18 protein-coding genes are annotated in these 24656 nt (G+C 45.4%); 9 read left to right on the forward strand and 9 right to left on the reverse strand.

All coding sequences use genetic code 11. The features are described 5' to 3' along the window. Nucleotides 1–18 precede the first annotated feature (18 nt). Nucleotides 19–2868: an excinuclease ABC subunit UvrA gene (gene uvrA, locus IE165_RS13030; protein WP_189627069.1), complete on the reverse strand. Its 2850-nt coding sequence runs from the start codon at nucleotides 2866–2868 to the stop codon at nucleotides 19–21. 160 nt (nucleotides 2869–3028) lie between these two features. Here uvrA and IE165_RS13035 point away from each other — a divergent pair, with 160 nt between their 5' ends. Beyond that, entirely contained in the window at nucleotides 3029–4081 is a 1053-nt protein-coding gene (locus IE165_RS13035; RefSeq protein ID WP_189627070.1) for a DUF2157 domain-containing protein, read from the forward strand. On the opposite strand, the gene IE165_RS13040 is transcribed toward IE165_RS13035, so the two are convergent. From IE165_RS13040 to IE165_RS13050, 3 genes are all read right to left on the reverse strand, one after another. Beyond that, complete coding sequence (locus IE165_RS13040) at nucleotides 4068–4484, reverse strand: OsmC family protein (RefSeq protein WP_189627071.1); 417 nt, start codon at nucleotides 4482–4484, stop codon at nucleotides 4068–4070. The two genes, IE165_RS13035 and IE165_RS13040, sit on opposite strands and share 14 nt — an antisense overlap. A gap of 253 nt (nucleotides 4485–4737) precedes the next feature. Then, the gene (locus tag IE165_RS13045) at nucleotides 4738–6030 is read right to left on the reverse strand and encodes an SGNH/GDSL hydrolase family protein (RefSeq protein ID WP_229826550.1); all 1293 of its coding nucleotides are present in this window, start codon (nucleotides 6028–6030) and stop codon (nucleotides 4738–4740) included. A 5-nt stretch (nucleotides 6031–6035) separates the two neighbouring features. Continuing rightward, nucleotides 6036–7256, reverse strand: a complete 1221-nt coding sequence (locus IE165_RS13050; RefSeq protein WP_189627073.1) for an OmpP1/FadL family transporter — start codon at nucleotides 7254–7256, stop codon at nucleotides 6036–6038. Between the two features lie 401 nt (nucleotides 7257–7657). Between IE165_RS13050 and IE165_RS13055 the strand changes: the two genes are divergently transcribed. After that, the gene (locus IE165_RS13055; protein ID WP_189627074.1) at nucleotides 7658–8830 is read left to right on the forward strand and encodes a trans-sulfuration enzyme family protein; all 1173 of its coding nucleotides are present in this window, start codon (nucleotides 7658–7660) and stop codon (nucleotides 8828–8830) included. Nucleotides 8831–8867: 37 nt separating this feature from the next. Here IE165_RS13055 and tpx read toward each other — a convergent pair whose 3' ends face one another. Next, nucleotides 8868–9365 (reverse strand): thiol peroxidase, encoded by a 498-nt coding sequence (gene tpx, locus IE165_RS13060; RefSeq protein ID WP_189627075.1) that lies wholly within the window; start codon nucleotides 9363–9365, stop codon nucleotides 8868–8870. Nucleotides 9366–9675: 310 nt separating this feature from the next. Between tpx and IE165_RS13065 the strand changes: the two genes are divergently transcribed. From IE165_RS13065 to IE165_RS13080, 4 genes are all read left to right on the forward strand, one after another. Beyond that, complete coding sequence (locus IE165_RS13065) at nucleotides 9676–11562, forward strand: alpha-L-fucosidase (protein WP_229826551.1); 1887 nt, start codon at nucleotides 9676–9678, stop codon at nucleotides 11560–11562. 6 nt (nucleotides 11563–11568) lie between these two features. Next, nucleotides 11569–13902: a glycoside hydrolase family 95 protein gene (locus tag IE165_RS13070; RefSeq protein ID WP_189627076.1), complete on the forward strand. Its 2334-nt coding sequence runs from the start codon at nucleotides 11569–11571 to the stop codon at nucleotides 13900–13902. Between the two features lie 57 nt (nucleotides 13903–13959). Continuing rightward, entirely contained in the window at nucleotides 13960–15132 is a 1173-nt protein-coding gene (locus IE165_RS13075; protein WP_189627077.1) for a DUF4369 domain-containing protein, read from the forward strand. A 119-nt stretch (nucleotides 15133–15251) separates the two neighbouring features. Beyond that, on the forward strand, nucleotides 15252–16730 hold the full coding sequence (locus tag IE165_RS13080) for a hypothetical protein (protein WP_189627078.1): 1479 nt from the start codon (nucleotides 15252–15254) through the stop codon (nucleotides 16728–16730). 102 nt (nucleotides 16731–16832) lie between these two features. Here IE165_RS13080 and IE165_RS13085 read toward each other — a convergent pair whose 3' ends face one another. The 4 genes from IE165_RS13085 to IE165_RS13100 form a co-directional block, all read right to left on the reverse strand. Beyond that, nucleotides 16833–18302: a glycine--tRNA ligase gene (locus tag IE165_RS13085; RefSeq protein ID WP_189627079.1), complete on the reverse strand. Its 1470-nt coding sequence runs from the start codon at nucleotides 18300–18302 to the stop codon at nucleotides 16833–16835. Between the two features lie 75 nt (nucleotides 18303–18377). Next, nucleotides 18378–18842: a thioredoxin-dependent thiol peroxidase gene (bcp, locus tag IE165_RS13090; protein ID WP_189627080.1), complete on the reverse strand. Its 465-nt coding sequence runs from the start codon at nucleotides 18840–18842 to the stop codon at nucleotides 18378–18380. Between the two features lie 75 nt (nucleotides 18843–18917). Further along, a complete protein-coding gene (locus IE165_RS13095; protein WP_189627081.1) occupies nucleotides 18918–20639 on the reverse strand; it encodes a M23 family metallopeptidase in 1722 nt (573 codons plus the stop codon). A 53-nt stretch (nucleotides 20640–20692) separates the two neighbouring features. After that, on the reverse strand, nucleotides 20693–21304 hold the full coding sequence (locus tag IE165_RS13100; protein WP_189627082.1) for a fumarylacetoacetate hydrolase family protein: 612 nt from the start codon (nucleotides 21302–21304) through the stop codon (nucleotides 20693–20695). A 245-nt stretch (nucleotides 21305–21549) separates the two neighbouring features. On the opposite strand from IE165_RS13100, the gene IE165_RS13105 reads away from it, so the two are divergent. From IE165_RS13105 to IE165_RS13115, 3 genes are all read left to right on the forward strand, one after another. Then, complete coding sequence (locus IE165_RS13105; RefSeq protein ID WP_189627083.1) at nucleotides 21550–22200, forward strand: HAD family hydrolase; 651 nt, start codon at nucleotides 21550–21552, stop codon at nucleotides 22198–22200. A gap of 63 nt (nucleotides 22201–22263) precedes the next feature. After that, entirely contained in the window at nucleotides 22264–22743 is a 480-nt protein-coding gene (locus IE165_RS13110) for a gluconate 2-dehydrogenase subunit 3 family protein (RefSeq protein ID WP_189627084.1), read from the forward strand. A 2-nt stretch (nucleotides 22744–22745) separates the two neighbouring features. Continuing rightward, nucleotides 22746–24461 carry a GMC oxidoreductase gene (locus IE165_RS13115; protein WP_189627085.1) on the forward strand — a complete coding sequence of 572 codons (1716 nt, stop codon included), beginning with the start codon at nucleotides 22746–22748 and terminating at the stop codon, nucleotides 24459–24461. The last annotated feature ends 195 nt before the right edge of the window (nucleotides 24462–24656 follow it).

The raw sequence follows: 24656 nt of genomic DNA on the forward strand, positions 1-24656 counted from the left end.
AGAAATAACGGAGATGGCTTAAGCCATCTCCAGTTTTAAAAATCGTGCTGTTTCGTTTTTCTTTTGTTTAATGAGGTCTTCTGGAACTCCGGCAAACATCAACTGTCCGCCATTTTTGCCGCCCTCAGGCCCCATGTCAATTACCCAATCGGCGGTTTTTACGACGTCGAGGTTGTGCTCGATAATCAATACCGTGTTTCCACGGTCAACCAAGCGGTTGATTACGCCAAGCAATACATTGACGTCTTCAAAATGAAGTCCGGTGGTGGGTTCATCTAAGATGTAAAAAGTGTTTCCAGTATCTTTTTTTGAAAGCTCTGTTGCTAATTTCACACGCTGTGCCTCACCGCCAGATAGCGTCGTCGAGGATTGTCCGAGTGTGATATAACCTAAGCCCACGTCTTGGAGGGTTTTGATTTTTCTGTAGATCGATGGAATATTCTCAAAAAAAGTTACCGCTTCGTCGATGCTCATATCCAACACATCGGAAATCGATTTTCCACGGTAGCGTACTTCCAGCGTTTCTCGGTTATAACGTTTTCCTTGACACGTCTCGCAAGGTACCTGCACGTCCGGCAAGAAATTCATTTCGATAATTTTCATACCGGCACCTTGGCAGGTTTCGCAACGTCCACCTTTAACGTTGAATGAGAAACGTCCCGGCTTATAGCCGCGGATTTTCGCTTCAGGAAGCTGCACATATAAGGTGCGGATATCTGAAAAGACCCCAGTATAGGTCGATGGGTTTGATCGTGGCGTGCGTCCAATAGGGCTTTGATCGATCTCAATAACCTTGTCGATATGCTTCAAGCCCTCGATAGATTTATAGGGCATTGGTGCAGTCTTCGCACGGAAGAAATGTTTGTTCAAGATGGGGTATAAGGTCCCAGTGATGAGGCTGGATTTCCCTGATCCGGAAACACCAGTTACCAAGATTAACTTTCCTAAAGGGAAATCGACGCTGACGTTTCGCAGGTTATTTCCGGAAGCCCCTTTTAAGGAAAGCGTATGTCCGCTTCCGGCGCGACGTTCTTTAGGAATCGCTACCTCGCGCTGTCCATTGAGATAACTCGCCGTAAGGGAGTCGGCTTTCATAATTTCTTTTGGTGTGCCTTGTGCCACTACTTCTCCGCCATGTACACCTGCTTCAGGCCCCATGTCAATCACGTAGTCGGCGTGCAAGATCATATCTTTGTCATGCTCTACTACCAGTACCGAGTTGCCGATATCACGCAGATTCTTAAGGGAGTTGATCAGCCGTTCGTTATCACGTTGGTGTAGCCCAATGCTAGGCTCGTCCAGTATGTACAGCACATTGACCAGTTGCGAACCGATCTGCGTGGCCAAGCGTATACGCTGGGCCTCTCCGCCCGACAGCGTTTTCGAGGAGCGATCAAGCGTCAGATAGCTCAACCCAACGTCCAATAGGAAGCCAATTCGTGCACGAATCTCTTTTAAGATCTCTACTGCGATCGTTCGTTGACGTTCATGGAGACGTTCCTCAATGCCATTGAACCACTCCTTCAAGCTACTGATATCTAAAGCTGCCAGCTCGGAAATATTCTTGTCGTCTATTTTAAAATGCAAGGATTCTTTTTTAAGCCGCGCTCCATGGCAGACGGGACAAGTAACTTTTGTGCGAAAGTCATCCAACACTGGTGCATCGTCGCTGCTTTTGCCATTTATCTCCTCCAACATCTTAAAGATGCCGGAGAACTGTACTTGGTATTCGCGGGATCCATAACTGCCGTAAGAAACTGTGAGGCTCATTGGCTCGTCCCCGCCGAACAGCAAGGTATTTAGCTGTTCATCGGACAATTTCTCTACCGCTGTGCTGAGACTGAAGTCCATTTTCTTGGCGACGGCTTTAATCACCTGGAACGACCACGATTCCCGAACGGGGCCTAAAGGTAAAATTGCACCTTTTTGTATACTCAGTTTTTTGTCGGGCACCACGATATCCTTATCAATTTCGAAGATGTAGCCTAACCCATCACATTTAGCACAGGCGCCATAGGGCGAGTTGAATGAAAAGGTGTTAGGTTGCGGTTCGTCGTAGGATATTCCAGATTCCGCATCCATCAGGTAGCGGCTAAAGAAATGTTCGCGGCCTTCTTTGTTTGCTATTTTAATGATCCCTTTTGCTGTCTTCATCGCTTGCATCACGGAAGTATAGAGCCTTTTGCGGTCACCTTCAGACGCATAGAGACGATCTACCACGGTTTCTATATCGTGTATTTTATAGCGGTCGACTTGCATCTTGGGCGCGATATCCAAGATCTCGCCATCCACGCGAACCTTTGTGTAGCCCTGTTTACGGATTTGCTCAAAAAGCTCGCGGTAATGTCCTTTTCGGCCTTTTACAACGGGAGCCAAAATGTATATGGGCTCGTCTTTGAATTCCTCCATGATCTTTTCGACAATCTGCTCCTCCGACATCCGTTGCATAAGTTTACCCGTCGCATAGGAGTATGCTTCGCTTGCCCGCGCATATAGCAAGCGCAAAAAGTCATAGATTTCGGTGATTGTACCCACCGTGGATCTTGGGTTTTTGTTGGTGGTTTTTTGTTCGATGGAAATTACCGGGCTTAATCCAGCTATCTTGTCTACATCCGGACGTTCCATTCCACCCAAAAACTGCCTGCTGTATGCAGAAAAAGTTTCCATGTATCGACGTTGGCCCTCCGCATAGATCGTATCAAAGGCTAAAGAAGATTTTCCGCTGCCACTTAATCCGGTGATAACGACCAATTCGTTGCGCGGGAAGCTAACATCAATGTTTTTAAGGTTGTGTGCTCGCGCACCAAAAACTTCGATTTCATGCTGTTCACCTAAATCTATATGGGTTTTCTGCTTGGAGGAACTCATGCCGTTTTGTTCTGAATTTTGCAAGTGACAAAGGTACAGAAATTTAAGCGGAGTAGTCGCAAGGGCAAGTGCCGAAATGATAAAATTTGATTTTTAAATGATAGCTGAACTCTTTGGCCAGTAATTTGTATTATTGAATGTATTAAACGGGGAAATAATTTTGAAAAAACTAGACCTGACAAAGCAAGATAAAGAGGTGGTGGAACAAGCGTTGACCTATTGGAGAGATCACGCTATGTTAGACGAGCAGAAAGTAGAAGAGCTCAAAAGAAGCATTGATGAGAAAGGGTTCGAATGGAAGATTCTCGCGCGCTACGCTTTTTGGGTCGCCTTGGTGTCGCTTGTTTTTTCTGTCCTTTCCTTATTTGCCGACGATGCGCTGGTACGCTTCGTGGAGCGGTTCTATGAAACACCTAACATCGTCTTCTGCCTATTTTTTGCGGGGTTGGCTATTGTTTTTTACATGCTGGGATTTCGAAATAAAAAGAAATACCCGGCAAACACTTTTTCCAATGAAACGATGATGTTGGCAGGATCTTTTTCTACGGCGGCGTGCATAGGCTTTCTAGGGCAGGTGCTCGATCGTAGTACAAGTCAATATACCTTCTTATTCCTCCTTTCAATTTTCGTCTATGCGGTTTTATCAGTCAAGTTGAATTCCAAACTTATTTGGGTGTTTACACTGGTGGCATTAGGAGTTTGGTTTGCCACGGAGACGGGCTATCATAGTAATTGGGGGTTCAAATTTTGGGGGATGAATTACCCGTTACGATTTACGTTGTTCGGCCTTTTGCTTACCGCCTTCTCGATTTGGGGTCAGCCAAAAGTGCAGGTGCTCCAGCCTTTCCAACCGACGAGTTATGTGGTGGGTCTCCTGTATAGTATGATTGCACTTTGGTGTTTGTCCATTTTTGGAAACTACAGTAGTTTTGACGCTTGGACACAGGTGCGGCAATACCATATTTTGTATTGGGGCGTTTTGGCCACAGCGCTTTCGTTGGGTTTGGCACTATATGGAATGAAAATGAAAGATACAATATCGCGTGACATAGGTTTTGTTTTTTTTATCCTCAACCTATACACGCGATTTGTTGAATATCTCTGGGACAACATTAACCGGACGGTTTTCTTCCTCCTACTGGCTGTCTCCTTTTGGTTTGTCGGTCGGTGGGCCGAAAAGGTATGGAGTAACGATCAGACTAGCCGAAGTTAATGCTATAGGTGATATCCACGCCGCCTGCGGCCAACATATCGTGTACCGAGCAATATTTTTTCACGGCCAATTCAGCTGCTTTCTGGGCCTTTTCTTCGTCAATTTTTCCTGTTAGCGCGAAGGTTATGTGAATATGGGTAAAGATATTTGGAATTTCTTCGCGGCGTTTTCCTTCCACTTCTACACTGATATCCGTAATTTCTTGCCGCTGTTTTTTGAGGATGCTGCTCAGGTCAAATACGCTGCATGATCCTAGGGCCATGAGCACCAATTCCATTGGGCGCACGCCTTTTCCTTCTCCACCGATGCTCTCCGATCCATCGATGTTTACTTTAACTGAAGAAAGCGCACTTGACGCTTCAAAGTGTACCGCCTGGTTTTGGCGGTTTAGTTGTATTTTCATGCCATTTCGGATTTAATGCCTTGTCAGATCAGCGCTGTTTTGCAAACTCTTCTATAGGCTACTTTTTCATAAAGGACCTTTGTTCAAAGATAGGCTTTACAAGTAACAAAAGAAAGTTGTCCTAACCGGTTTTGATAAGGCTCCTTGGTATCCATGTTAAGGGGTTGAGATTTCCAGATGCATGCAATAATATGCAATAGCCCAGCCGTTCTTAAGAGCTGGGCTTTGACAGGCTACATGTCTGCGCGCAGTATTAGGGGAATTTTACACCGCGGTATTTTGTTGCATCCACCTTGGGGATACGACTTTTGTATTTGCTATTGATCGCGTCAATGAAAAGATTAGCTATGAGCGCATTGCCCATTGGTGTTAAATGTATGCCGTCCAATGAAAATGCATTGCCGGTAATAAAAGATGCATTGACGCCTATACCGTTATAGAGGATGCCGGGACTTTTCACACGGTTCAGATAAGCTTGAGCATCCGCGAGTGCCAAATTTTTGTTATTGGCGGTCGTCTTAATGATGTCATTGAACGCTGTCACGCGTGCCGCAATTTCGGAAACTTCATCCTTATCGAGCACAAATCGATCAGCTAACGGATTCTGCGGAATCAAACCATAACCGGGGATACCATTGCTGGTCTTGCCCAAGGTGTCCGTAGGGAATCGAAGCGTAAAGAGATCTTCACTGGTTGCTTGCCTCGGGCCTGCTGCGGTTTGGATATAGATTTTAGTAAACTGGCCACCGGTGCTGGCGGATACACCGGCCTCTAAGCGGGCCGTTGTTACTGTATTGAAAAACGGAATGCTCGTGACGGTGGGGATGGTTGCCACTACACCTTTGCGATTGTTCTCCGTTAATTTGTCGATGAATGTTGTGTATCGAGCACTAAATGTGTTTATGCTGGTCAACGTTGTGGTAGGGTCTTGTGGGTTTTCAAAAGCTCCGTTCATGGCATAGCCAAGTACATCATTATTGCCTAGCCAAAAACTGAAAAACGTGTGGTTTTTAGTAGAGACGAAGTCAAAGTAAGTTCTTTGATTAACCTCAGTGTCGGTCAGTAGGCGTTCGAAATACATGTTCAGCGAACCAAAAGGCGGGGCGAAGGCAAGGTCCAAACGCATCCCCGGCACGCCAAGATTTTCTATTTCTCCGGTGAATTTAGCTAACCTATTTTCTGCGCGATAAGCTAAGTTTGTCGTGACATTAGTCGTTTGCGGTTGTCCATCTACCAAGGCGGTCAACTGCAGATAACCCGAACCATTTCGTTGTTCTTGGGAAAAGAAGGGGCTGCGAAATTCGCCACCGCCAACCTGTTTGAGCTGTTCTGCAATCAAATTGGGATAAGCAACCTCTTGTCCCTCGAGATAGAGACCACCGTCCGCAAATCCTGCGGTTAGCGAATTTCCAATGGCGACGTATTTGGTGAAATCTGCTTCTCCTGCCTGCGCTTCGAAGCTATCTATTTCCGGTTTACAGGAGTAGGCCAGCGCCAAGACGGTGAAACCGATATATAACGACGTGTAATTTAATGCTCTTTTCATGTTGATTACCATTTATAAGTTAGCGATAAGCCTGGTGCATGGATATTTGTTTTGTACGTTCCTGAAAGGCCAGTAGCAGCGCTCGTGACAGAGCGTTCCAAAAGATGCTGAAAAACGTAGGCTCCCGTGATGTCCCATCGATCGTTGATGTCGTAGGTGAATCCCACAGATCCCATCACCCGGTTATTGTCCGGTGTTTCCGGGGAGACATAGGGGCCTCGCACGGGCGAGTAGACATAGCCCGCACCTGCCCGAAGGGCTAGGTTATCAGTAGTCTGGTAATTTATACCCACCTTCCCAGAGAAGGCGTTTTCGTAATTTTTCTCTTGTCTGGTATCTTGTAGGAGAGGGGTGTTGTCTTTGTAATCGAATACCAGTTCCTTATAGATGTCGTATCCAATCAGCGTGGCGTCAGCTGCGATATCCACTTTTTCGCCGACAGGAAATGCCAAGCCTAGATTAAACGATGCAGGTAATGGTAGTTCGGCATCAAATGTCGTGTTGGGGAAAGATGCTGCAACTGCTGCGGGTACCGTAAACTCAGCATCCCCATCCCTCAATTTAGTAACGACTTTTGAGCGGTAGCTCAACGATATGGCAAACTCATTCTCCAAGTGGTAGTGCACACCTACATTAAATCCCATGCCAGTACCTACGCCTGTAAGCTGTGCTTGTGCAGGCTGTCCGTCGTTGCCAGCAATTGGGAGGGAACGCGACAGATCCACTTGCCCGAAATTGTACACAAATCCACCACCGATACCGAAGTTTTCGGTGATTTTAAAGCTCAGGGTAGGTTGAATGAATATGGCTCGCAATTGCAAATGATTTAGTTCATAGCGGCCAGGCCATTCGTTTCCCCAATCTACAGACCCGCCAAAAGGGGTGTACACGCCTAGGCCGGCTTTCCACCAGCTGTTGCTGGGGCCGAAGGTAGCGAAGGCCGCGAAAGGCGGCGTGATCCTAAATTTCGTGTTGTGCACATCGCTACTGCCGCGTTCTTGGAACGCAGATCGGTACATCACGCCACTCGCACCAACGGTGATCGCGTTGTGATCCATTTTCGACAAAGCCCCTGGACTATAGAAAATAGAGGCCTCATCAATAAAAAGTGCGGAACCGGCGCCTGACATGCCTACGGCTTTTTGGCTTTGTGTGTTTACTTGCGACCCTTGTGCCCATAGCAGGCTAGGGCTGGCTAGCATCAATCCGAGTAGTAATCTTTTCATACAAATACTTTTTGGTTAGCGGATTTTGTACCGTTAAAATAATATGCTAACATAGTATTTTAAATATAAGAAAGCAAATGTTTGGCTAAAATAAATACATCGATTTTAGCGGTTTTCAAGATTCTTTAAATGAAAAACAGTTGTTTGTAAAATGGTTGCCTAATTATTGTACCTATCCACGTTTTTTTATAGGTGCAAAAATCATTCCCTAAAATTTGAAAAACAATCATCATCGGTCGTTAAGCAGGCAAAACAGCCGTTGTTTATGCTGGAGGTTTGTGTCCGTGTATTATCCTGGTATGTAACGTTTGGCGATGCAGTAGGCTGAAAGCAGCATTTCTGTGCGAAAAAAACAAAAAACATACTAAAGTACTAGACTAAAAAAATTAAATTTGCTCATCATGGAAAAAGATCAATCTAAAGTTATCCGGGAGCAGGCTCCAAGATCGGCAACGCGCGAGCATTCCGTCCCGCTATATTTGACATCAAGTTTTATTTTCGACAGTGCTGAGCAGGGAAGGGCGGTTTTTGCGGAGGAGGAAGAAGGGATGGTGTATTCGCGCTATGCAAATCCGAATACCACCGAGTTTATTAACAAAGTTTGTATCTTGGAAGAAGCGGAGGCTGGCTTGGCATTTTCATCAGGGATGGCGGCCGTGTTCGCATCTTTTGCGGGCTTTATCCGCAGCGGTGATCATATTGTTTCTTCCCGCGCTATTTTCGGATCCACTCATCAGTTGTTTACACAGCTATTTCCGAGATGGGGGGTAACACATACCTATGTGGATGCGATAGACAACGATGCTTGGGAAAGCGCGATACAGCCCAATACCAAGATTTTATTCTTAGAATCACCGTCAAACCCGGGATTGGAATTAGCAGATCTATCGTTTTTGGGTGCATTGAAGTCGAAATATCCCCATATTATTTTTGCCATTGACAATTGCTTTGCCACACCATATTTGCAGAAGCCTTTACAATACGGTTTTGACCTGTCTATCCATTCGGCAACGAAGTATATGGATGGACAGGGACGTGTGCTTGGCGGTGTAATCGTCGGTAAAAAAGAACTTATTGAGCAACTGATGTTTTTTATACGGCATACCGGTCCTGCCATGTCTCCATTCAATGCCTGGGTGCTGTCCAAAAGTATAGACACTTTGGGTTTGCGTATGGACAGGCACTGCAGCAACGCGTTAGCACTTGCTGAATCTTTGGAAAAGCATGCGGAAATTGTGGATGTCAAATATCCTTTTTTAGCATCTCATCCGCAGCATGAATTGGCGATGAGGCAGATGAAGGCAGGTGGTGGTATTGTGACGTTCGAGGTGGCAGGTGGCAAAGAGCGGGCTTACAGGTTTTTGGACGCGTTGAAAATGATTCTATATACCTCCAATTTGGGCGATGCCCGTTCAATCGCCACACATCCCGGATCGACAACGCATTCAAAATTATCAGAGCAAGAGCGCCTTGATCTTGGTATCAAGCCTGGGAGCATTCGGCTTTCGGTAGGCATTGAGGATAAAGATGATATTATTGGGGACATTCTGCAAGCATTGGAAGAAACGAAATAGGGAAGATTATTTTCCTTCCCTATTTTAAATAGGCCTGTTACAAGGCAGCCAATGCTTTTTCGTAGTTTGGCTCTTCTGTTGTTTCAGGTACCTGTTCGGTGTACGTTACATTTCCGTTTTCGTCAATTACCACAACGGACCTGCTTAATAGACCTGCCAAGGGGCCGTCCGATATTTTAAGCTGGTAAGCGTCAGAAAAATTACTGTCTTTATATTCAGAAAGGGATACCACATTTTCTATACCTTCTGCTGCACAAAAGCGACCCTGTGCAAAAGGTAAGTCGCGGGAGATGCATAGCACAACTGTGTTGTCCAATCCGGCGGCTTTTTCATTGAATGTACGTACCGAGGCGGCACATGTTCCGGTATCCACACTAGGGAAGATGTTCAAAATGATTTTTTTTCCTTTGAAGTCACTTAACGTTTTCTCTGACAGGTCTCCTGCGGTCAACTTAAAATCTGGTGCGGTTGTACCCACCGCCGGCAATTCACCCTGCGTATTGATTGCCGTACCTTTGAATGTTATTTTTGCCATTTTTTACAAATTTGTATAATGTGCATTAAGGTACAAAATATAATTTACATGGCATGAGCCACGCCTGCTGTATCAATCATAAGCGTCTCTTTTTGGAGAATTATCATAAGTGATTTGTGTTGTTCCTTTTCGGATAGATGCTTGGTGATTTGTTGATTAATCCATTGTTGTATTAACTTAGCTTGCTATCGAATTGACTATTCCACCGGTTTTTTTGCTCATGACATAATCTTGCTTTTTTAATGTTCTGAAAAAGTACTTGCCATATCTCATCAATTATTATTATTTTAACCCGTTCAACTACGCTCTCATGAAAAGATATAAATTGTTTTTGTTTTCGTTCATGTTGCCATGTTGCTTGCTGGCACAAGAGGCGCCCAAGCCATATGGTGCTTTACCTTCTGAACGGCAGTTACGGTGGCATGAAATGGAGACTTACTGTTTGATACATTTTACCCCGACGACGTTCCAGAATAAAGAATGGGGTTATGGCGATGCCGATCCAGCGATTTTTAATCCACAGCATTTCGATGCACAGCAGATTGCTGCCGCTGCGGCGGCGGGTGGATTTAAGGGGCTTATTTCGGTTGCAAAGCACCATGATGGATTTTGCCTCTGGCCAACAGAAACAACTAGCTACAGCATTGCAAGCTCGCCGTACAAGAATGGACAGGGCGATATGGTCAAAGACTTTATGTTGGCAACTCGTGGGCAAAACATGCAGTTCGGCGTTTACCTCTCTGCTTGGGATAGAAATGATGTGCGCTACGGAACACCCGCTTACGCAGATGCCTATCGCACGCAACTGACCGAATTGATGACGCTATATGGCCCGCTGTTCACATCGTGGCACGACGGCGCCAACGGAGGAGATGGGTACTATGGTGGGCGGAATGAGAAGCGGATCATCGACCGTACTACCTACTATGCTTGGTATGAAAAGACTTGGCCTATCGTGCGGGAGAAACAACCTATGGCGATGATTTTTTCGGATGTGGGACCAGATATGCGCTGGGTGGGAAATGAGCATGGTTTTGCGGCGGAGACCAGTTGGGCAACCTTTACGCCCAAGGGAATCGATGGGAAGCCTCCCGTGCCCGGACAATCTGATTATTCAGAGTCTCCATCTGGAACCCGGAACGGCAAGTATTGGATCCCAGCAGAATGTGATGTGCCCCAGCGTCCAGGGTGGTTTTATCATGCAGATCAAGACAATAAAGTGAAAACGCCAAATGAGCTTTTTGAAATTTATCTGAAATCAGTCGGTCGCGGAGCAAATATGAACCTCGGTCTAGCTCCGATGCCGGATGGATACCTGCATGCCAATGATGTAAAGTCGCTGAAGGCATTTGGCAAAAAAGTGAAAGCCACCTTTGCCAAAAATTTAGCAAAGGATGCGACGGTTGTCGCTTCCAACGTACGTGCAAATGTTGAAAGCTTTGCTCCAAAATGGATATTGGACGAGGATCGTTACAGTTATTATGCATCAGACGATACCGTGTTGAATCCCACGTTGACTTTGTCGCTGGACGGAGAGAAAACCTTTGACATTATTCGTTTAAGAGAAAACATCAAACTTGGTCAAAGGATTGATAGTGTCTCGGTTGCTGTGTATCAAGATCGGGGATGGCGACATTTAGCTTCCGCTACCAGCATAGGAGCTAACAGGTTGATCAAATTGCCGCAGCCTGTGAAGGCGTCCAAATTGCAGGTAAGGCTGTATGCCCCTGTAGCACCAACACTGAGTGATTTCGGTCTTTTCTATGAATTTGTGGAGGATTTTGCCTACGATCAGACCGTCGAGGCCGAGCGTAGATTGACGACAAAGGATTTCAGGATAAAGAATTTTAAAGGTCTACCAAAGGCGATTGACGGGCGTAATGAAACTTTTGAAGCAATCAGTTCCCCAGCGAGCGGCGTCGTATTTGAATTGAAGCAACCGATCTCTGCCATCGCATACTTGCCACGGCAAGATGGCAAAACAGATGGTGTGGTGTTGCGCTATGAAATAGCGAGCAGTAGCGACGGTAAGAATTGGACGTTGCTGAAAGCTGGCGAGTATGCCAACATCAAAGCAAACCCCATCGAACAAGTTGTTACTTTTGAGATGCCTGTATCGGCTAAATTTGTTCGGTTTATGCCGAAGGAAACGGTTGGTGGAACCTTTTCGGTGGCTGCTTTTTCACTTTTTAAATAGATCAAGATGATACGTTTCTCTATTTTTTTACTGCTCGCAGCGGGTTCTTTTGTAAACATGGAACTGAAAGGGCAATCCCTGACCATGTGGTACGATAAGGCTGCCGAACGGTGGGAGGAGCATGTCCCCTTGGGCAACGGCCGTCTTGGGATGATGCCAAGCGGAAAGGTGCATGACGAATCTATTGTGCTCAATGAAATCTCTATGTGGTCGGGAAGCCCAGAAGATGCCAACAATTATGAGGCATACAAAAGCGTTTCTCCGATACAGGAGCTGTTGTTTGCCGGAAAAAATGATGAGGCGGAGCGTTTGGTCAACCAGTATTTCGTGTGTCGCGGCGCCGGATCTGGACATGGGCGAGGCGCCACTGTTCCGTATGGTTCTTTTCAGAATTTCGGTTACCTCAATTTTCTGCACGACATCCCTGGTACAGTGTCTGACTATACACGTACGCTAGACATATCGCAAGCCCTGTCCACAACAGCATTTAAAGCTGGCAACGTACGTTACCAACGAGAATACTTCACCTCGTTTGACAAAAATATCGGGGTGATTCGGTTGACGGCCACTAAGAAAAAAGCAGTTAGCTTTGCGACTCATTTTTACCGCGACGAGCGTATACGGGATATGCATGTGACGAAAGACGGGTTCAATTGGTGGGGTACATTGCCTGATGGGAAAGGTGGCGATGGCCTCCAATTCGCGGGACAAGTTCGCATCGAATCAAAGGGTGGTACGCGAAAAGTCTACGACAATCAACTCATTGTCCAAGGGGCCGATGAGGTTTTAATTTATATCACCGCATCTACCGATTATTATGAACACGATCCAATCCAGGTCAATCAATCGGTGCTCCACAATGCTGACCGCTGGCGGTTCAAGAGCTTGTTGGCTCAACATCAAAAAAAGTATAAGCAGGTGTTCGATCGTGTCGCTATAGACCTCAGAGACGCGCAACGCAAAGACACGGTTCCTACAGATGTCCGCATCAAACGGTTTTTTGAGAACCCTGCACAAGACAATGGGATGGCCGCTTTGTATTACCAGTTTGGTCGTTATTTAAGTATTTCAAGCACCGCACCGCAAATAGAGAAAGCCCTACCACCTAATCTGCAAGGATTGTGGGCGCATGAAATACAAACGCCTTGGAATGGTGACTACCACCTCAACATCAACGCACAAATGAACCATTGGGGCGTTGAAACGGGTAATCTTTCCGAGTACCATCGCCCATTCATTGATTTGATCAAACGCATCGCAAAATCTGGAGAGCTTACAGCAAAGGCCTATTACAATGCACCCGGCTGGGTTGTATACATGATGACCAATGTATGGGGATATTCTGCTCCGGGCGAACAAGCATCTTGGGGCGCAAGTACCGCTTCTGGCTGGCTTTGTAACCATTTATGGCAACACTACCTTTTTACGCAAGACAAAGATTATCTGGCTGAAATCTATCCTGTTCTGAAGGGTGCTGCGGTATTTTACGAGGCCACACTGGTACGGGATCCAAAAACCGGATGGTGGGTAACCTCTCCCTCTGTTTCTCCGGAAAACGCATTCCGGATGGCGAATGGTAACACCGCTGCTGTGGTAATGGGTCCTACTATCGACAATCAGATCGTGCGGGAACTATATGAGTCGGTTTTAGAGGCTGACAAGATTCTGCACTTGCAAGACCCTTTTGTTACCAAATTAAAAGAACAGTTGAAGCATGTACCGCCTCCCGTTGTTATCAGCTCATCTGGTAGGGTGATGGAATGGCTGGAAGATTATCCGGAAGTCGAGCCTCGACATCGGCATGTCTCCCATTTATATGGACTTTATCCAGCACATTTTATATCGCCAACCAGCACGCCTGCTTGGGCAGATGCAGCGCGCAAAACGCTGGAAACAAGGGGTGATGAAGGTACAGGCTGGTCGAGAGCCTGGAAAATACTTTTTTGGGCTCGTTTGCATGATGGTGACCATGCACTTGAGATCTTGCGACAACTATTGAAACCTGCATTTGTCGACGGTACGAGCTACAGCGGCGTTGGTGCAGGAACTTATCCAAACATGTTTTGCGCTCATCCACCCTTCCAAATAGATGGAAATTTTGGGGGATCGGCCGGCATTGCGGAAATGTTATTGCAATCGCATGATGGCTACATTCACCTCCTGCCTGCATTGCCGAAAGCATGGAAAGATGGTTCGGTAAAAGGGCTAAAAGCCCGTGGCAACTACCTGGTCGATATCACATGGGCAGACGGTGTCGTCACCGATTATCGGATTGCAGGCAAGCAAGGTCAATCGGTGACAGTCATGGTGAACGGCGAAAAGATCGTCAAGAAAATATAAGAAAATAGCGAAGGATCGCTATTTTTTTTCTTTTTTTTCCAAATAAATAAATCAATTATGAATAGTTCTTCCTTTCTTGTTCTTTTGTCGGTAGCCTATCTATTAACGGCTTGCCATAGCGGTGTAAAGCAATCTTCCGAGCAGCGGGACGCTGCTTTTTACCCCAACTTAGTTCATGTGCATCTAACGGGTAAGGTAGATCTACCGGACAGCACGCGCATTTATATCAACACGCAGGAGAATACGATGCAGCCCCTACTTGCTACAAGGGTATTGAATGGATCTTTCACATTGGAAGGTGAGCTGGAAGAACCTAATTTTTATAACCTTGTCATACAAAAGGAAAAATTTAGTGTATACCTTGAAAATGCGAAGGATTATCATTTTGAAGCAAACGTGTCAGGTGGAAAGGTGCAATCTGGAAATTTTAAGACGAATTCCGCCACACAGCAGCATTATCAGGCAATGGAACGCACGCGTCAACAGGAAATGAAAGCTTTGGGTGACAAGGCAGCGAAGCTTCGTACGTTATTCGATAACCCTAAAACTTACCAAGCGGCGGTAGACCAGTACGAAAGGCTATCGAAGCAACGTGCAAGCTACCCTGAACAGCTACAGCAAAAATATCTAGACGATCCGGCCGTGGCGCCAGCAATAAAAATCTACCTGATAAAAAATGCGTCAATCGGTGCAGATAACCATGATGCATACCATCGGCTTTTGTTGGGGATACCGGATAGTTTAAAAAGCATATCACTGTATCGACAGGCTTTGGCTAAGGTCGAACAAGTACATGATTTTTTTACGAATATGCCCGATTTTCCTGATATCCAACCGCGCAATTTGGCAGGAGATAGTTTGAATTTAGCAGATTTTCGGGCGGCTGGTCGTTTACTTTTTGTCTTTTGGGGCAGTTGGAACAAGGAGGCCAGAGCCGATATCCAACAAATAAAAAGTAAGGCCGCCGCACTCGCAAAACTGGGAGTACAACCTATATTTCTTACTTGGGAGAAAGACTTTGCGGCCTGGGAGAAAGCGAGTGCCGATCTTTCTTTAGGCAAGCATAATTATCGGTTGAATGCTCATGACCAGGATTTTATGGTTAAGCATTACGCTGTTCGGAAGTTACCACACTATATGCTGGTCAACGCCAAGGATCTCCAGATTCTTAACTATCATTTCACCTATCCACTCGACGGCCAGCTGGAGCGCGACCTGCGGAAAGAGTAACAAAAATCGCGTTCTAACCGTTTTTATTCATTTAATATCACATAAGATTGAAATACGTTTTTTCGTATTTCTTTTTTGATCTATCTTAGCCTTACCGATTAAAACTTGCTCGGCGTATTATGAAAAATTTTACCTACATGTTTTGGTATGGCTTTTCATTGTTGTTCATCATCTATGCCTGTTCCTGTCAGCGGGAAACCTATCCAGATGATGACATGAGGGAAAGCTATACGGTTGCGGTCAAGTTCAAGGAATTTGATCAGACTATCCGCGAGTTAAAGAATAACCAACGGACACAGTTGGCTCAGGCCAAAAAGAGGGGTATGATGAACGGCCTTCGTGCAGCAGAGGGGGACTTTGTCTACTTTTGGTCGTTTAATCAAGGGACACTTGAGCCTGATATATTTGCGACGGAAGGAGCGACATTGACTTACAATCAAGGGCTTACTCCCTTTTCATTTGCAGGAGGCTGGAGCTTCGAGAGCTACACCGCCGGTTTCGGGCTAACCATCACAGGAGCCAACGAAATTTTGTTGAAAATCCCGCTCGAGGGGATCACCGCTGTCCAAGACTTTGGCCTAGATATGGGATCTTCAGGGACAGGGCCAAAATCCTTCTCCCTATCTTATGGACAGAATGGACAGGATTATACCTTACTTTCTGAAGACAATCAGTTTAGTAACACAAATACGGCTCACGCGAAGAATACGTTTGTTTTTTCTTTGCAAGATGTTGAACTGGATAAGCGTCGCGATTTATATATAAAAATAATCCCGAAAGCAGGTTTTCGTGGTGAAGCCAGTGATTACCGCGCCTCTACAGGTGTTATTAAGTTGGATAACATCCGGTTGACAGGGGAGAAAGGTGTTTCAGAAGCTAGCAGCGTCAAAGCGTTGCATTATCACGTTTTTGATGCCGAAAACAAAGATCTGATTACCTTTGGTACCTATGACTACGCTGTCGAGAACTTAACGGACTTTTCGCTTTCGCTTCCTCTCGGCAGATATATTGTTTCTTTTGTTGCCAATGAATCTGACAGCACGCTTGTTTTACCTTCCGCACCATCGTTTTCGAACTGGTATGTCGGCAATCGTTTTGCTAACTACACTGCGCGTGTCTTTGGGCTTTTAGATACATTTACGGTCTCTGGCCACATGGAGCGTGAACTGATACTCAAGCGCTATTTTAGCCAGATCAAATTCGAATTTACAGATCCGGGCGATCTAACATCTGTTGGAAAAATTGTGATCAGGAGAATGCATGAACCGGAATTTTATGCTCCGTTCAACCGCACGTTAGCCAATCCCATTTTGGATCAATCCCAGATTGTGATCTTTCCAACATTTATGTCAGGGGATAAAACTATCTTCTTCAATCAGTTTATCGGAAACGTGATGGAACCGTTTGATATAGCTTATAGAATCGACGTTTACAGTCGTGTAGACACCTTGTTGCGAACTTTTGAGCTAACAAGTGCCATTCGAAATAATATGCAACTGGTATTTCGCGGGCCTTTGTTGGGTGATACTGGGACGGGTTCTTCGTTTTCGATTCTGTTTAAGGAAGACTGGGATGGACACGATATCATCAGTTTTTGATGTAGCCCTTTCGCGGCTTAGATCTCGATCCTATTAAAATGGGGTTGAAACACGATGTCCTGCTGCTGCCGACGGGTGGGCAGCAAGCAGGACGTCTTATTATTAAACGAGCTTTTCCAAAAGGCTGGTCCAGCTCACTAAATTACCTATAATCTTATCGAGATCAGCGGCCGACACGCGTTCTTGTTCCATGCTATCTCGGTGACGTATCGTGACGGTATTATCCGTTAACGTTTGGTAGTCCACGGTGATACAAAACGGCGTTCCAATTGCATCTTGACGGCGGTAACGTTTTCCAATGGCGTCCTTTTCGTCATACTGTACATTGAAATCAAATTTAAGCTTGGTCATGATTTCGCGTGCTTTTTCCGGAAGCCCATCTTTTTTGGTAAGGGGTAATATTGCCGCTTTGACAGGCGCAATCGCTGGATGAAATTTAAGCACAACACGTGAATCTTGTTTGTCGGTGGTCGATAAATCTTCCTCAACCAATGAATTTGCCAAAACGGTTAAGAATAGGCGATCTAAGCCAATAGACGTTTCGATTACATAAGGAATATAGTTTTGATTGATCTCTGGATCGAAATACTGCATCTTCTTTTTCGAAAAGGCCTGATGTTGTTTCAAATCAAAGTCTGTGCGTGAATGGATGCCTTCTACCTCTTTGAATCCAAAAGGAAATTTAAATTCAATATCCACAGCTGCGTTAGCATAATGTGCTAGCTTGGCGTGATCGTGATAACGATATTTTGCAGGATCAGATCCTAGTGCCAGGTGCCATTTTAAGCGTGTTTCTTTCCATTTCGAGTACCACTCCAGCTCGGAGCCCGGGCGTACGAAGAATTGCATTTCCATTTGCTCAAACTCGCGCATACGCATGATAAATTGACGTGCAATTACTTCATTCCGGAATGCCTTTCCAATCTGAGCAATCCCGAAAGGGATTTTCATACGACCGGTTTTTTGCACATTCAGGAAATTTACGAAGATACCTTGTGCGGTTTCAGGCCGTAAGTAAACCTGCTCTGCGCCGTCAGCCATTGCACCCATTTGCGTAGCAAACATCAGGTTAAACTGACGTACGTCGGTCCAGTTTTTCGTGCCAGATATGGGGCATACGATATTATGGTCTTCAATAATTGTTTTCAGGCGAGCCAAGTCGTCCGCATTCAGTGCCGCATCGAGATCTTGCTGAAGTTGCGCTGCCTTATCTGTTTTGCCATCTTTTTCGTAACGGTCTATTTTGTCTTCGATAAGTTGGTCTGCACGGTAGCGTTTTTTGGAGTCTTTGTTGTCGATCATAGGATCATTAAACCCGTCCACATGCCCTGAAGCCTTCCACGTAGTTGGGTGCATAAAAATTGCGGCATCGATCCCCACAATATTCTCATGCAACTGCACCATGGATTTCCACCAATAGGTCTTTAAGTTGTTCTTCAATTCGGACCCCAATTGTCCATAATCGTAGACGGCACTTAAGCCATCATATATTTCACTTGATGGAAATACGAAACCATACTCTTTGGCGTGTCCAATTATATTTTTAAAAAAATCGTCTGTTTGCTTACTCATAAGAGGCAAATATAAAAATTAGTAATTAGATATGTGCGGCAACCTGCAGTATTTACGAAACGCGTTAGGTTTGTTTTAGCCCTTGTACAGATCGCGAACCTGCTGACTAGCGTTTTTATTGTCTACCTTTTTGATGATATGCGCTATTACACCATTTTCATCGATGATGAAGGTTGTACGTGCCGTACCCATATATTTCTTTCCGTACATGTTTTTTTCCACCCATACGCCGTAATCCTCAACAATTTTTTGATCGACATCTGCCAACAGATGAAAGGGGAGGTCGAACTTGCTGATAAACTTTTGATGGGACTGTTCGCTGTCTATGCTTACACCGATAACTTCGAAACCGTCCTTTAACAAGGACTGGTAGTTATCGCGAAAGTTGCATGCCTCAGTTGTACATCCCGGAGTATTGTCTTTTGGGTAAAAATAAAGGATTACTTTCTTTCCAAGAAAGGAAGACAGCTCCACCGTTTCTCCATTTTGGTTTTTTGCACGAAGTGCTGGTGCTTTATCGCCCACATTTAATTCTGCCATAATCGTAATTTTTATTTTGTTGACCGGATTGAGAAGGATCAAGTGTAGATCCTGTTGATCGTCATTCTTGTCGTTTTATTTAGTAAATGATGCCTCGTATACCTTTTCGTTGTCTTTCCAATCGGTAACCACTAATTTAAATCGATGCGAACCTTTAGCCAAGTTCGGATCGAATCGATGCCATAGATGTCGATTTTTCGAGTCGTATTCCATCAATACCCATTGATCGTCGATGTATGCATGAAAGGATTGTATGCCCGAAAAGTTGTCTCGGATCGTGAAATCAATCTTGGCCTGCCCGCCGATATGTTTGCCGTTGCTGAAATTTCGAGGGAGAATCGTAGGTGCTATGGTGTCTACGGCAATATAGAAACGTCCGAAGTTTCGTGTATTGACCGTTACATATCCATTTTCGAATTTGCCACCTTCGGAACCATTTTCTACGGAAGCAATCAGCGCTTTGTCTTGCAAGTGCTGGGGAAGATTTGTTGGCTTTATGCGGAGCGTAAACGTGGAAAATAGTGGGATAAAACTATTATGTACAGCGTGGGTTAGCGAATAACCGCCTGTAGGCTGTGCAGACGTCGCATACTCAAAGTCTAGGTCGTCATACAGCACACCCTTAGGCATGTGGAGCTGGATGTCATTTCGTTCGAAGGTGTTCGCTCTATCCCAGCTAAACAGCTGTATGCCTCTCCTGCTCGCGATGGTGGTATTGGGCTTGGCGATGTTCTTTATTTGGAAGTTAAGCTCGCTACAATTTCCGCGAACGTCCTTAACGACATACTTGATATCGTGCACCGCGTTGTCCGTTAGTTCAATAACACCGCGATCCTTTAATACATGGAAGATTTCTATGGGGTTGCCGGGATCTTTAAAGCTCTTTTGAATCTTCGCTTTTTTCGTTTTCCAGTATGGGTAGTCGATATAGGAATGTATGGCGCGCGATGTATTGAAATCTAATTCCTCGAACAGGACGGTAGAGATTGCCTTGCCATCAAGAAATAGTTCGATAGAGTAGACGCCATTTTGGAATCCTCCCGCGCGATGTCTGTCGATAGTGCTGATACCTAGCCCAAACTTTCCCGACACGGAGATCGGATTTCCTGAACTTAATCCGTAGCGCCCCTGTTGTATGATTTGTGCTGGAAATGGACGTCTCGGCGTATGCTCATTAAAAAGTTCATCATTCAGGTCATAAACGAGCATGCTGTTTATGGTCGGTTTAAAATTGTCATTGAACCGAAGGCCAAAAAGCTGGGGGTTTAGTGGGTGCTGTGTTTTGGTATCTCGGATCTCGAAATGCAAGTGAGGACCAGCAGACCCTCCGGTATTGCCGGCCTTGCCGATAAACTGACCTTTGGCCAGTTTAACCTGCTCGGGAGCAACGGTCACGTCCACGTCAAAGCGCTTTTGCTTGTACTGCTCGGCCCGGATGATGTTCGTCAAAGCGTCGTTAAAGCTATCCATATGAAGGTATACCGTTGTATATCCATTCGGGTGGTCGATGTACACGGAATTTCCACCACCTCCAATTTGTACCCTGACGCGTGATACGAAACCTGCCGCCGCAGCATGTAACGGCAATCCGATTCTTTGCTGGGTACGATAATCGTCGCCAGCGTGGAAGTGTGTAGAGCGAAGCTCTCCAAAAGTTCCTGATGCATCCATCGCTATGTTTAGTGGATTCCTAAAATAGCCTTGCGGATAAGATCGTGAGGTGATGATATCGCTGTCTTGGGCAGCCCCCAAGAAAAACATACCCATATAGATCAATAAAGTTCCGTAAACCTTCATCTGCTCTTTGTTTTGTGGATCATGGTGACTTGACTCATGTCTGGTTAAGACGTTTATTTGATGTTACAGGTGAACATGGTTCGATCAGCAATGCGTCCTTCGAAAGCGTCACCAATAGCTATGGGGCCTACACCCACCGGCGTACCTGTATAGATTAGGTCCCCTTTGCGCAGTGTGATATATTTTGATATGAATACGATAAGCGTTTCAAAATCAAAAATCATATCTCGGGTATTCCCCGCTTGCACGACCTCTCCGTTCTTCAGCATGGAAAAGGCTATTTGCTTCATGTCTGTAAAATCTTCCTTCGGTACTAACGGACTAATTACCGCAGAGTGGTCAAAGGCCTTGGCCAGCTCCCAAGGTAAGCCTTGTTTCTTATGCTCGGCTTGTATATCCCTAGCAGTGAAGTCAATGCCCAAGCCGATAGCATCGTAATATTTATGCGCAAATTTAGAGGAAACATGTTTGCCTTCATTGCAGATACGGATCACGATCTCGACCTCATAATGTATATCGTTCGAAAAATCGGGATAATAGAAGTCTTTGTTGTCTTTCAAGATGGCCGTATCGGGCTTCATGAAAATTACCGGCGTCGAGGGCACGGGGTTATTTAGTTCTTTCGCATGATCTATATAGTTTCTCCCTACTGCAATTACTTTCATCTTTTTAATAGCTATGTACCGGCCGTTGTTGCCGCGGCGGCCTCTTTACGTTATTTTAACAAACGATATCGCTTGATGTTTAAAAAAAATGCGGCTAGATTTGTTGTTTAACAAACTTAATAAAATACATAGGCATTTACAAGCGCCTCGATCTAAAGCTAATTTGGGAAGTACGTTATACGAGGTAAAGGTACGAAGTGTGCTGCCGGTTTTCTTGTTTGGTGAATTACTGTTACATTTATGCGATGGAACAAATAGAGGCCGTCCTTTTTGATCTTGACGGAACATTAATAGATTCAGAACATTTTTACTATAGCAATTGGCAACCAATATTGGCGGAGCATTTCGATCTGACGATTACTTTTGAGGATTGGTTGGCGCTATTTGCCGGTCATACGCTGGCGCGCAATGTACATTTTCTTAAGAAAAACTGGGGAATAGAGACATCCGAAGCCTTTATGTGGAAGGAGACACGGGCAGCTTACGCGCGAGCGGATATGCGGACGATTTCACTGATGCCCTTTGCGCGGGAGATTTTACAGAACTTACATGCGGCCGGGAAACGCATTGGTTTGGTGACGTCTAGCTACCAAACGACGGTAGACACTGTTTTAGGACACCATGGTTTGCTGGGATTTTTTGAGTTTTTCGTCACACGGGAGAAAGTCGTCCAGGCCAAACCCAATGCCGAACCCTATTTGATGGCTACAAAATTGATGGGACTTGCTCCAGTGAACTTGTTGGCGGTGGAAGATACCGCAACAGGGCTACGTGCCGCCCAGGATGCTGGGTTGCGTTGTGTTGCAGTGTCTCGACAAGCCGTCGAACGCGCTCGACTGACGTCGGCAGACTACATGATGGAAAATTTATTTGAAGTAAATGAAATGTTGCTTTAGTCGACTGGCGGAGTGGAATTGCATAATTATTATTAAATTAGAGACCTTAATTACACCAACGATATGGATAGAAGATCAGCCATCAAGCAGATGTTTGTTTTGGCAGGGGGTATGATGATTGCCACGTCTTGCTCGACGGATGGGAATGCGACCTCTATTATACTAAACAATATCAAAATGAGCGCTTCCGATGAGGCTTTGCTTGCCGATATTGTAGAAGCCATTATCCCGGAAACGGATAGCCCGGGTGCGAAAACGCTCCAGTTACATTTATTTGTGATGAAGATGGTGGACGATTGCCATAGTCCAGAAGACCAAGAACTTTTTCTGAAAGGGCTTAAAGATGCCAAAGACCTATCTGGTAAGTCCATCGCGGAAACGGCTACATACATGCAGCAACTTGGGCCAAAAGATGGTTTTGCAAAGATGATAAAAGAACGTACTGTCCAAGGCTATCTGAATTCGGAGTATGTGATGAAGAATAAATTGATTTATGAATTAGTTCCAGGTCGATATGATGGAGCGGTAAAAGTAAATAGTTAAGGATGGCAAATCTAAATATTGATTCGGAGAAGGCGCGTACGTATGACGCAATTGTGATCGGGTCGGGAATAAGCGGTGGATGGTCGGCAAAGGAGCTTACCGAGCGGGGGTTGAAGACCTTGGTGCTGGAGCGCGGTCGTGATGTGCAGCATGTGAAAGATTACCCAACGACAAATATGTATCCTTGGGAATTTGAACATCGGGGAGAGATGCCATATGCGGTTCGACAGGAGAACCCTATTGTCAATCGCTGCTATGCGTTTCATGAAGATGCTGCTCATTTTTTTGTTAAGGACAAGGAGCATCCATACCTACAGGATAAGCCCTTCGACTGGATTAGGGGGTACCAGGTAGGAGGGAAGTCTTTGCTGTGGGCGCGACAAACACAGCGTTGGTCTGACTTTGACTTCGAAGGCCCTGCGCGCGACGGATTTGCTGTGGATTGGCCAATTCGTTATGCAGATTTAAAGCCTTGGTATGATTATGTCGAGCGTTTTGCAGGTATCTCCGGTGATCGTGACGGCTTACCGGAATTGCCGGATGGCGAGTTTTTGCCTGGCTATCCGCTCAATGTGGTGGAAAAGTATTTTAAGCAGAAAGTCGAATCCAAATATCCGGCACGTAAAGTTATTTCTGCGCGCTGTGCACATATATCCAAACCGCAGCCCATCCATATCCAGCAAGGGCGTACGCAATGCCAAAATCGTAAACTTTGCCAAAGGGGCTGCCCGTTCGGTGGATATTTCAGCTCGAATGCTTCAACGTTGCCTTGGGCGGCGAAGACAGGGAACATGACCCTAAGGCCTGATTCGGTTGTGCATTCAATTCTCTATGACGAAGCGAAGGGGCGGGCGATTGGCGTGAAGGTTATCGATCGCAACAGCAAGGAGGAGATGGACTTTTACGCGAAGCTTATATTCGTGAATGCAGCGGCGATCAATACCAATTTGATTTTGCTGAATTCTCGCTCTAATCGTTTTCCAAACGGATTAGGTAACGATAGTGAAACGTTAGGTAAATATATGGCTTTTCACAACTACAGTGCGCGGATATATGGAGAATATGACGGGCTGTTGGATTTCAAGACCGATGGTCGGAATCCCGCCGGAGGCGGATACATACCACGTTTCCGTAATCTGCATAAACAGGAAACCGATTATTTGCGCGGTTATGCCGCTGGCTTTGGTGCTTATCGGTCTGCAAGTTCTGACCGTAGCGGTTTCGGAGAAGAGTTGAAAAAATCCTTATTGAACCCCCAACTTGGCAATTGGGGTGTAGGCTCGCATATGATGGGGGAAACTATTCCCAAAGCTGCCAGTTACGTTGCATTGGATGCGCAACAACGCGACGACTGGGGTATTCCTTTGTTAAAAATTTCGATCGATTATGACGATAACGACGCGAAGATGAAGAAGGATTACCTCGATACGATGGAAGAGATGTTTCTGGAAGCTGGGTTTACAAATATCCGTCGGGATGATCGTTGGCAACCGCCCGGGTTAGATATCCACGAGATGGGAGGCGCACGCATGGGAAATGATCCGAAGACGGCAGTGCTGAATAAATGGAATCAGATGCATGCCGTACCTAATGTTTTTATAACGGATGGAGCCAGCATGACCTCTACGTCAACACAAAATCCATCACTCACCTATATGGCCTTCTCCGCGCGTGCAGCAGATTATGCCGTGAAAGAAATGAGGAAGGGTAATATCTAGCTATTGTTTCCCCTCATATTGATGAATTATTCGTGTCCGGCCCCGAAAAGGTCGGACATTTACCTGTCTATACGTTTTAGCAAAAAATAGTTTCACTGCTAACTGTTTTGGTAGCCTACTAACAGCACGAACCCGATTGAACGGTATTGACGATATGTTGCCTTGTGCTAATATCGTTTTAGCAAAGGTGCTAAA

Origin of the sequence: Sphingobacterium griseoflavum (assembly GCF_014653155.1) — a bacterium.
In the GTDB taxonomy this organism is placed as follows: Bacteria; Bacteroidota; Bacteroidia; order Sphingobacteriales; family Sphingobacteriaceae; genus Sphingobacterium; species Sphingobacterium griseoflavum.

Excerpts from the sequence above, each read along its gene's own strand:
- uvrA (WP_189627069.1), bottom strand. The coding sequence starts at position 2,868 with ATGAGTTCCTCCAAGCAGAAAACCCATATAGATTTAGGTGAACAGCAT.
- IE165_RS13040 (WP_189627071.1), bottom strand. The coding sequence starts at position 4,484 with ATGAAAATACAACTAAACCGCCAAAACCAGGCGGTACACTTTGAAGCG.
- IE165_RS13045 (WP_229826550.1), bottom strand. The coding sequence starts at position 6,030 with ATGAAAAGAGCATTAAATTACACGTCGTTATATATCGGTTTCACCGTC.
- IE165_RS13050 (WP_189627073.1), bottom strand. The coding sequence starts at position 7,256 with ATGAAAAGATTACTACTCGGATTGATGCTAGCCAGCCCTAGCCTGCTA.
- IE165_RS13055 (WP_189627074.1), top strand. The coding sequence starts at position 7,658 with ATGGAAAAAGATCAATCTAAAGTTATCCGGGAGCAGGCTCCAAGATCG.
- tpx (WP_189627075.1), bottom strand. The coding sequence starts at position 9,365 with ATGGCAAAAATAACATTCAAAGGTACGGCAATCAATACGCAGGGTGAA.
- IE165_RS13065 (WP_229826551.1), top strand. The coding sequence starts at position 9,676 with ATGAAAAGATATAAATTGTTTTTGTTTTCGTTCATGTTGCCATGTTGC.
- IE165_RS13070 (WP_189627076.1), top strand. The coding sequence starts at position 11,569 with ATGATACGTTTCTCTATTTTTTTACTGCTCGCAGCGGGTTCTTTTGTA.
- IE165_RS13075 (WP_189627077.1), top strand. The coding sequence starts at position 13,960 with ATGAATAGTTCTTCCTTTCTTGTTCTTTTGTCGGTAGCCTATCTATTA.
- IE165_RS13080 (WP_189627078.1), top strand. The coding sequence starts at position 15,252 with ATGAAAAATTTTACCTACATGTTTTGGTATGGCTTTTCATTGTTGTTC.
- IE165_RS13085 (WP_189627079.1), bottom strand. The coding sequence starts at position 18,302 with ATGAGTAAGCAAACAGACGATTTTTTTAAAAATATAATTGGACACGCC.
- bcp (WP_189627080.1), bottom strand. The coding sequence starts at position 18,842 with ATGGCAGAATTAAATGTGGGCGATAAAGCACCAGCACTTCGTGCAAAA.
- IE165_RS13095 (WP_189627081.1), bottom strand. The coding sequence starts at position 20,639 with ATGAAGGTTTACGGAACTTTATTGATCTATATGGGTATGTTTTTCTTG.
- IE165_RS13100 (WP_189627082.1), bottom strand. The coding sequence starts at position 21,304 with ATGAAAGTAATTGCAGTAGGGAGAAACTATATAGATCATGCGAAAGAA.
- IE165_RS13105 (WP_189627083.1), top strand. The coding sequence starts at position 21,550 with ATGGAACAAATAGAGGCCGTCCTTTTTGATCTTGACGGAACATTAATA.
- IE165_RS13110 (WP_189627084.1), top strand. The coding sequence starts at position 22,264 with ATGGATAGAAGATCAGCCATCAAGCAGATGTTTGTTTTGGCAGGGGGT.
- IE165_RS13115 (WP_189627085.1), top strand. The coding sequence starts at position 22,746 with ATGGCAAATCTAAATATTGATTCGGAGAAGGCGCGTACGTATGACGCA.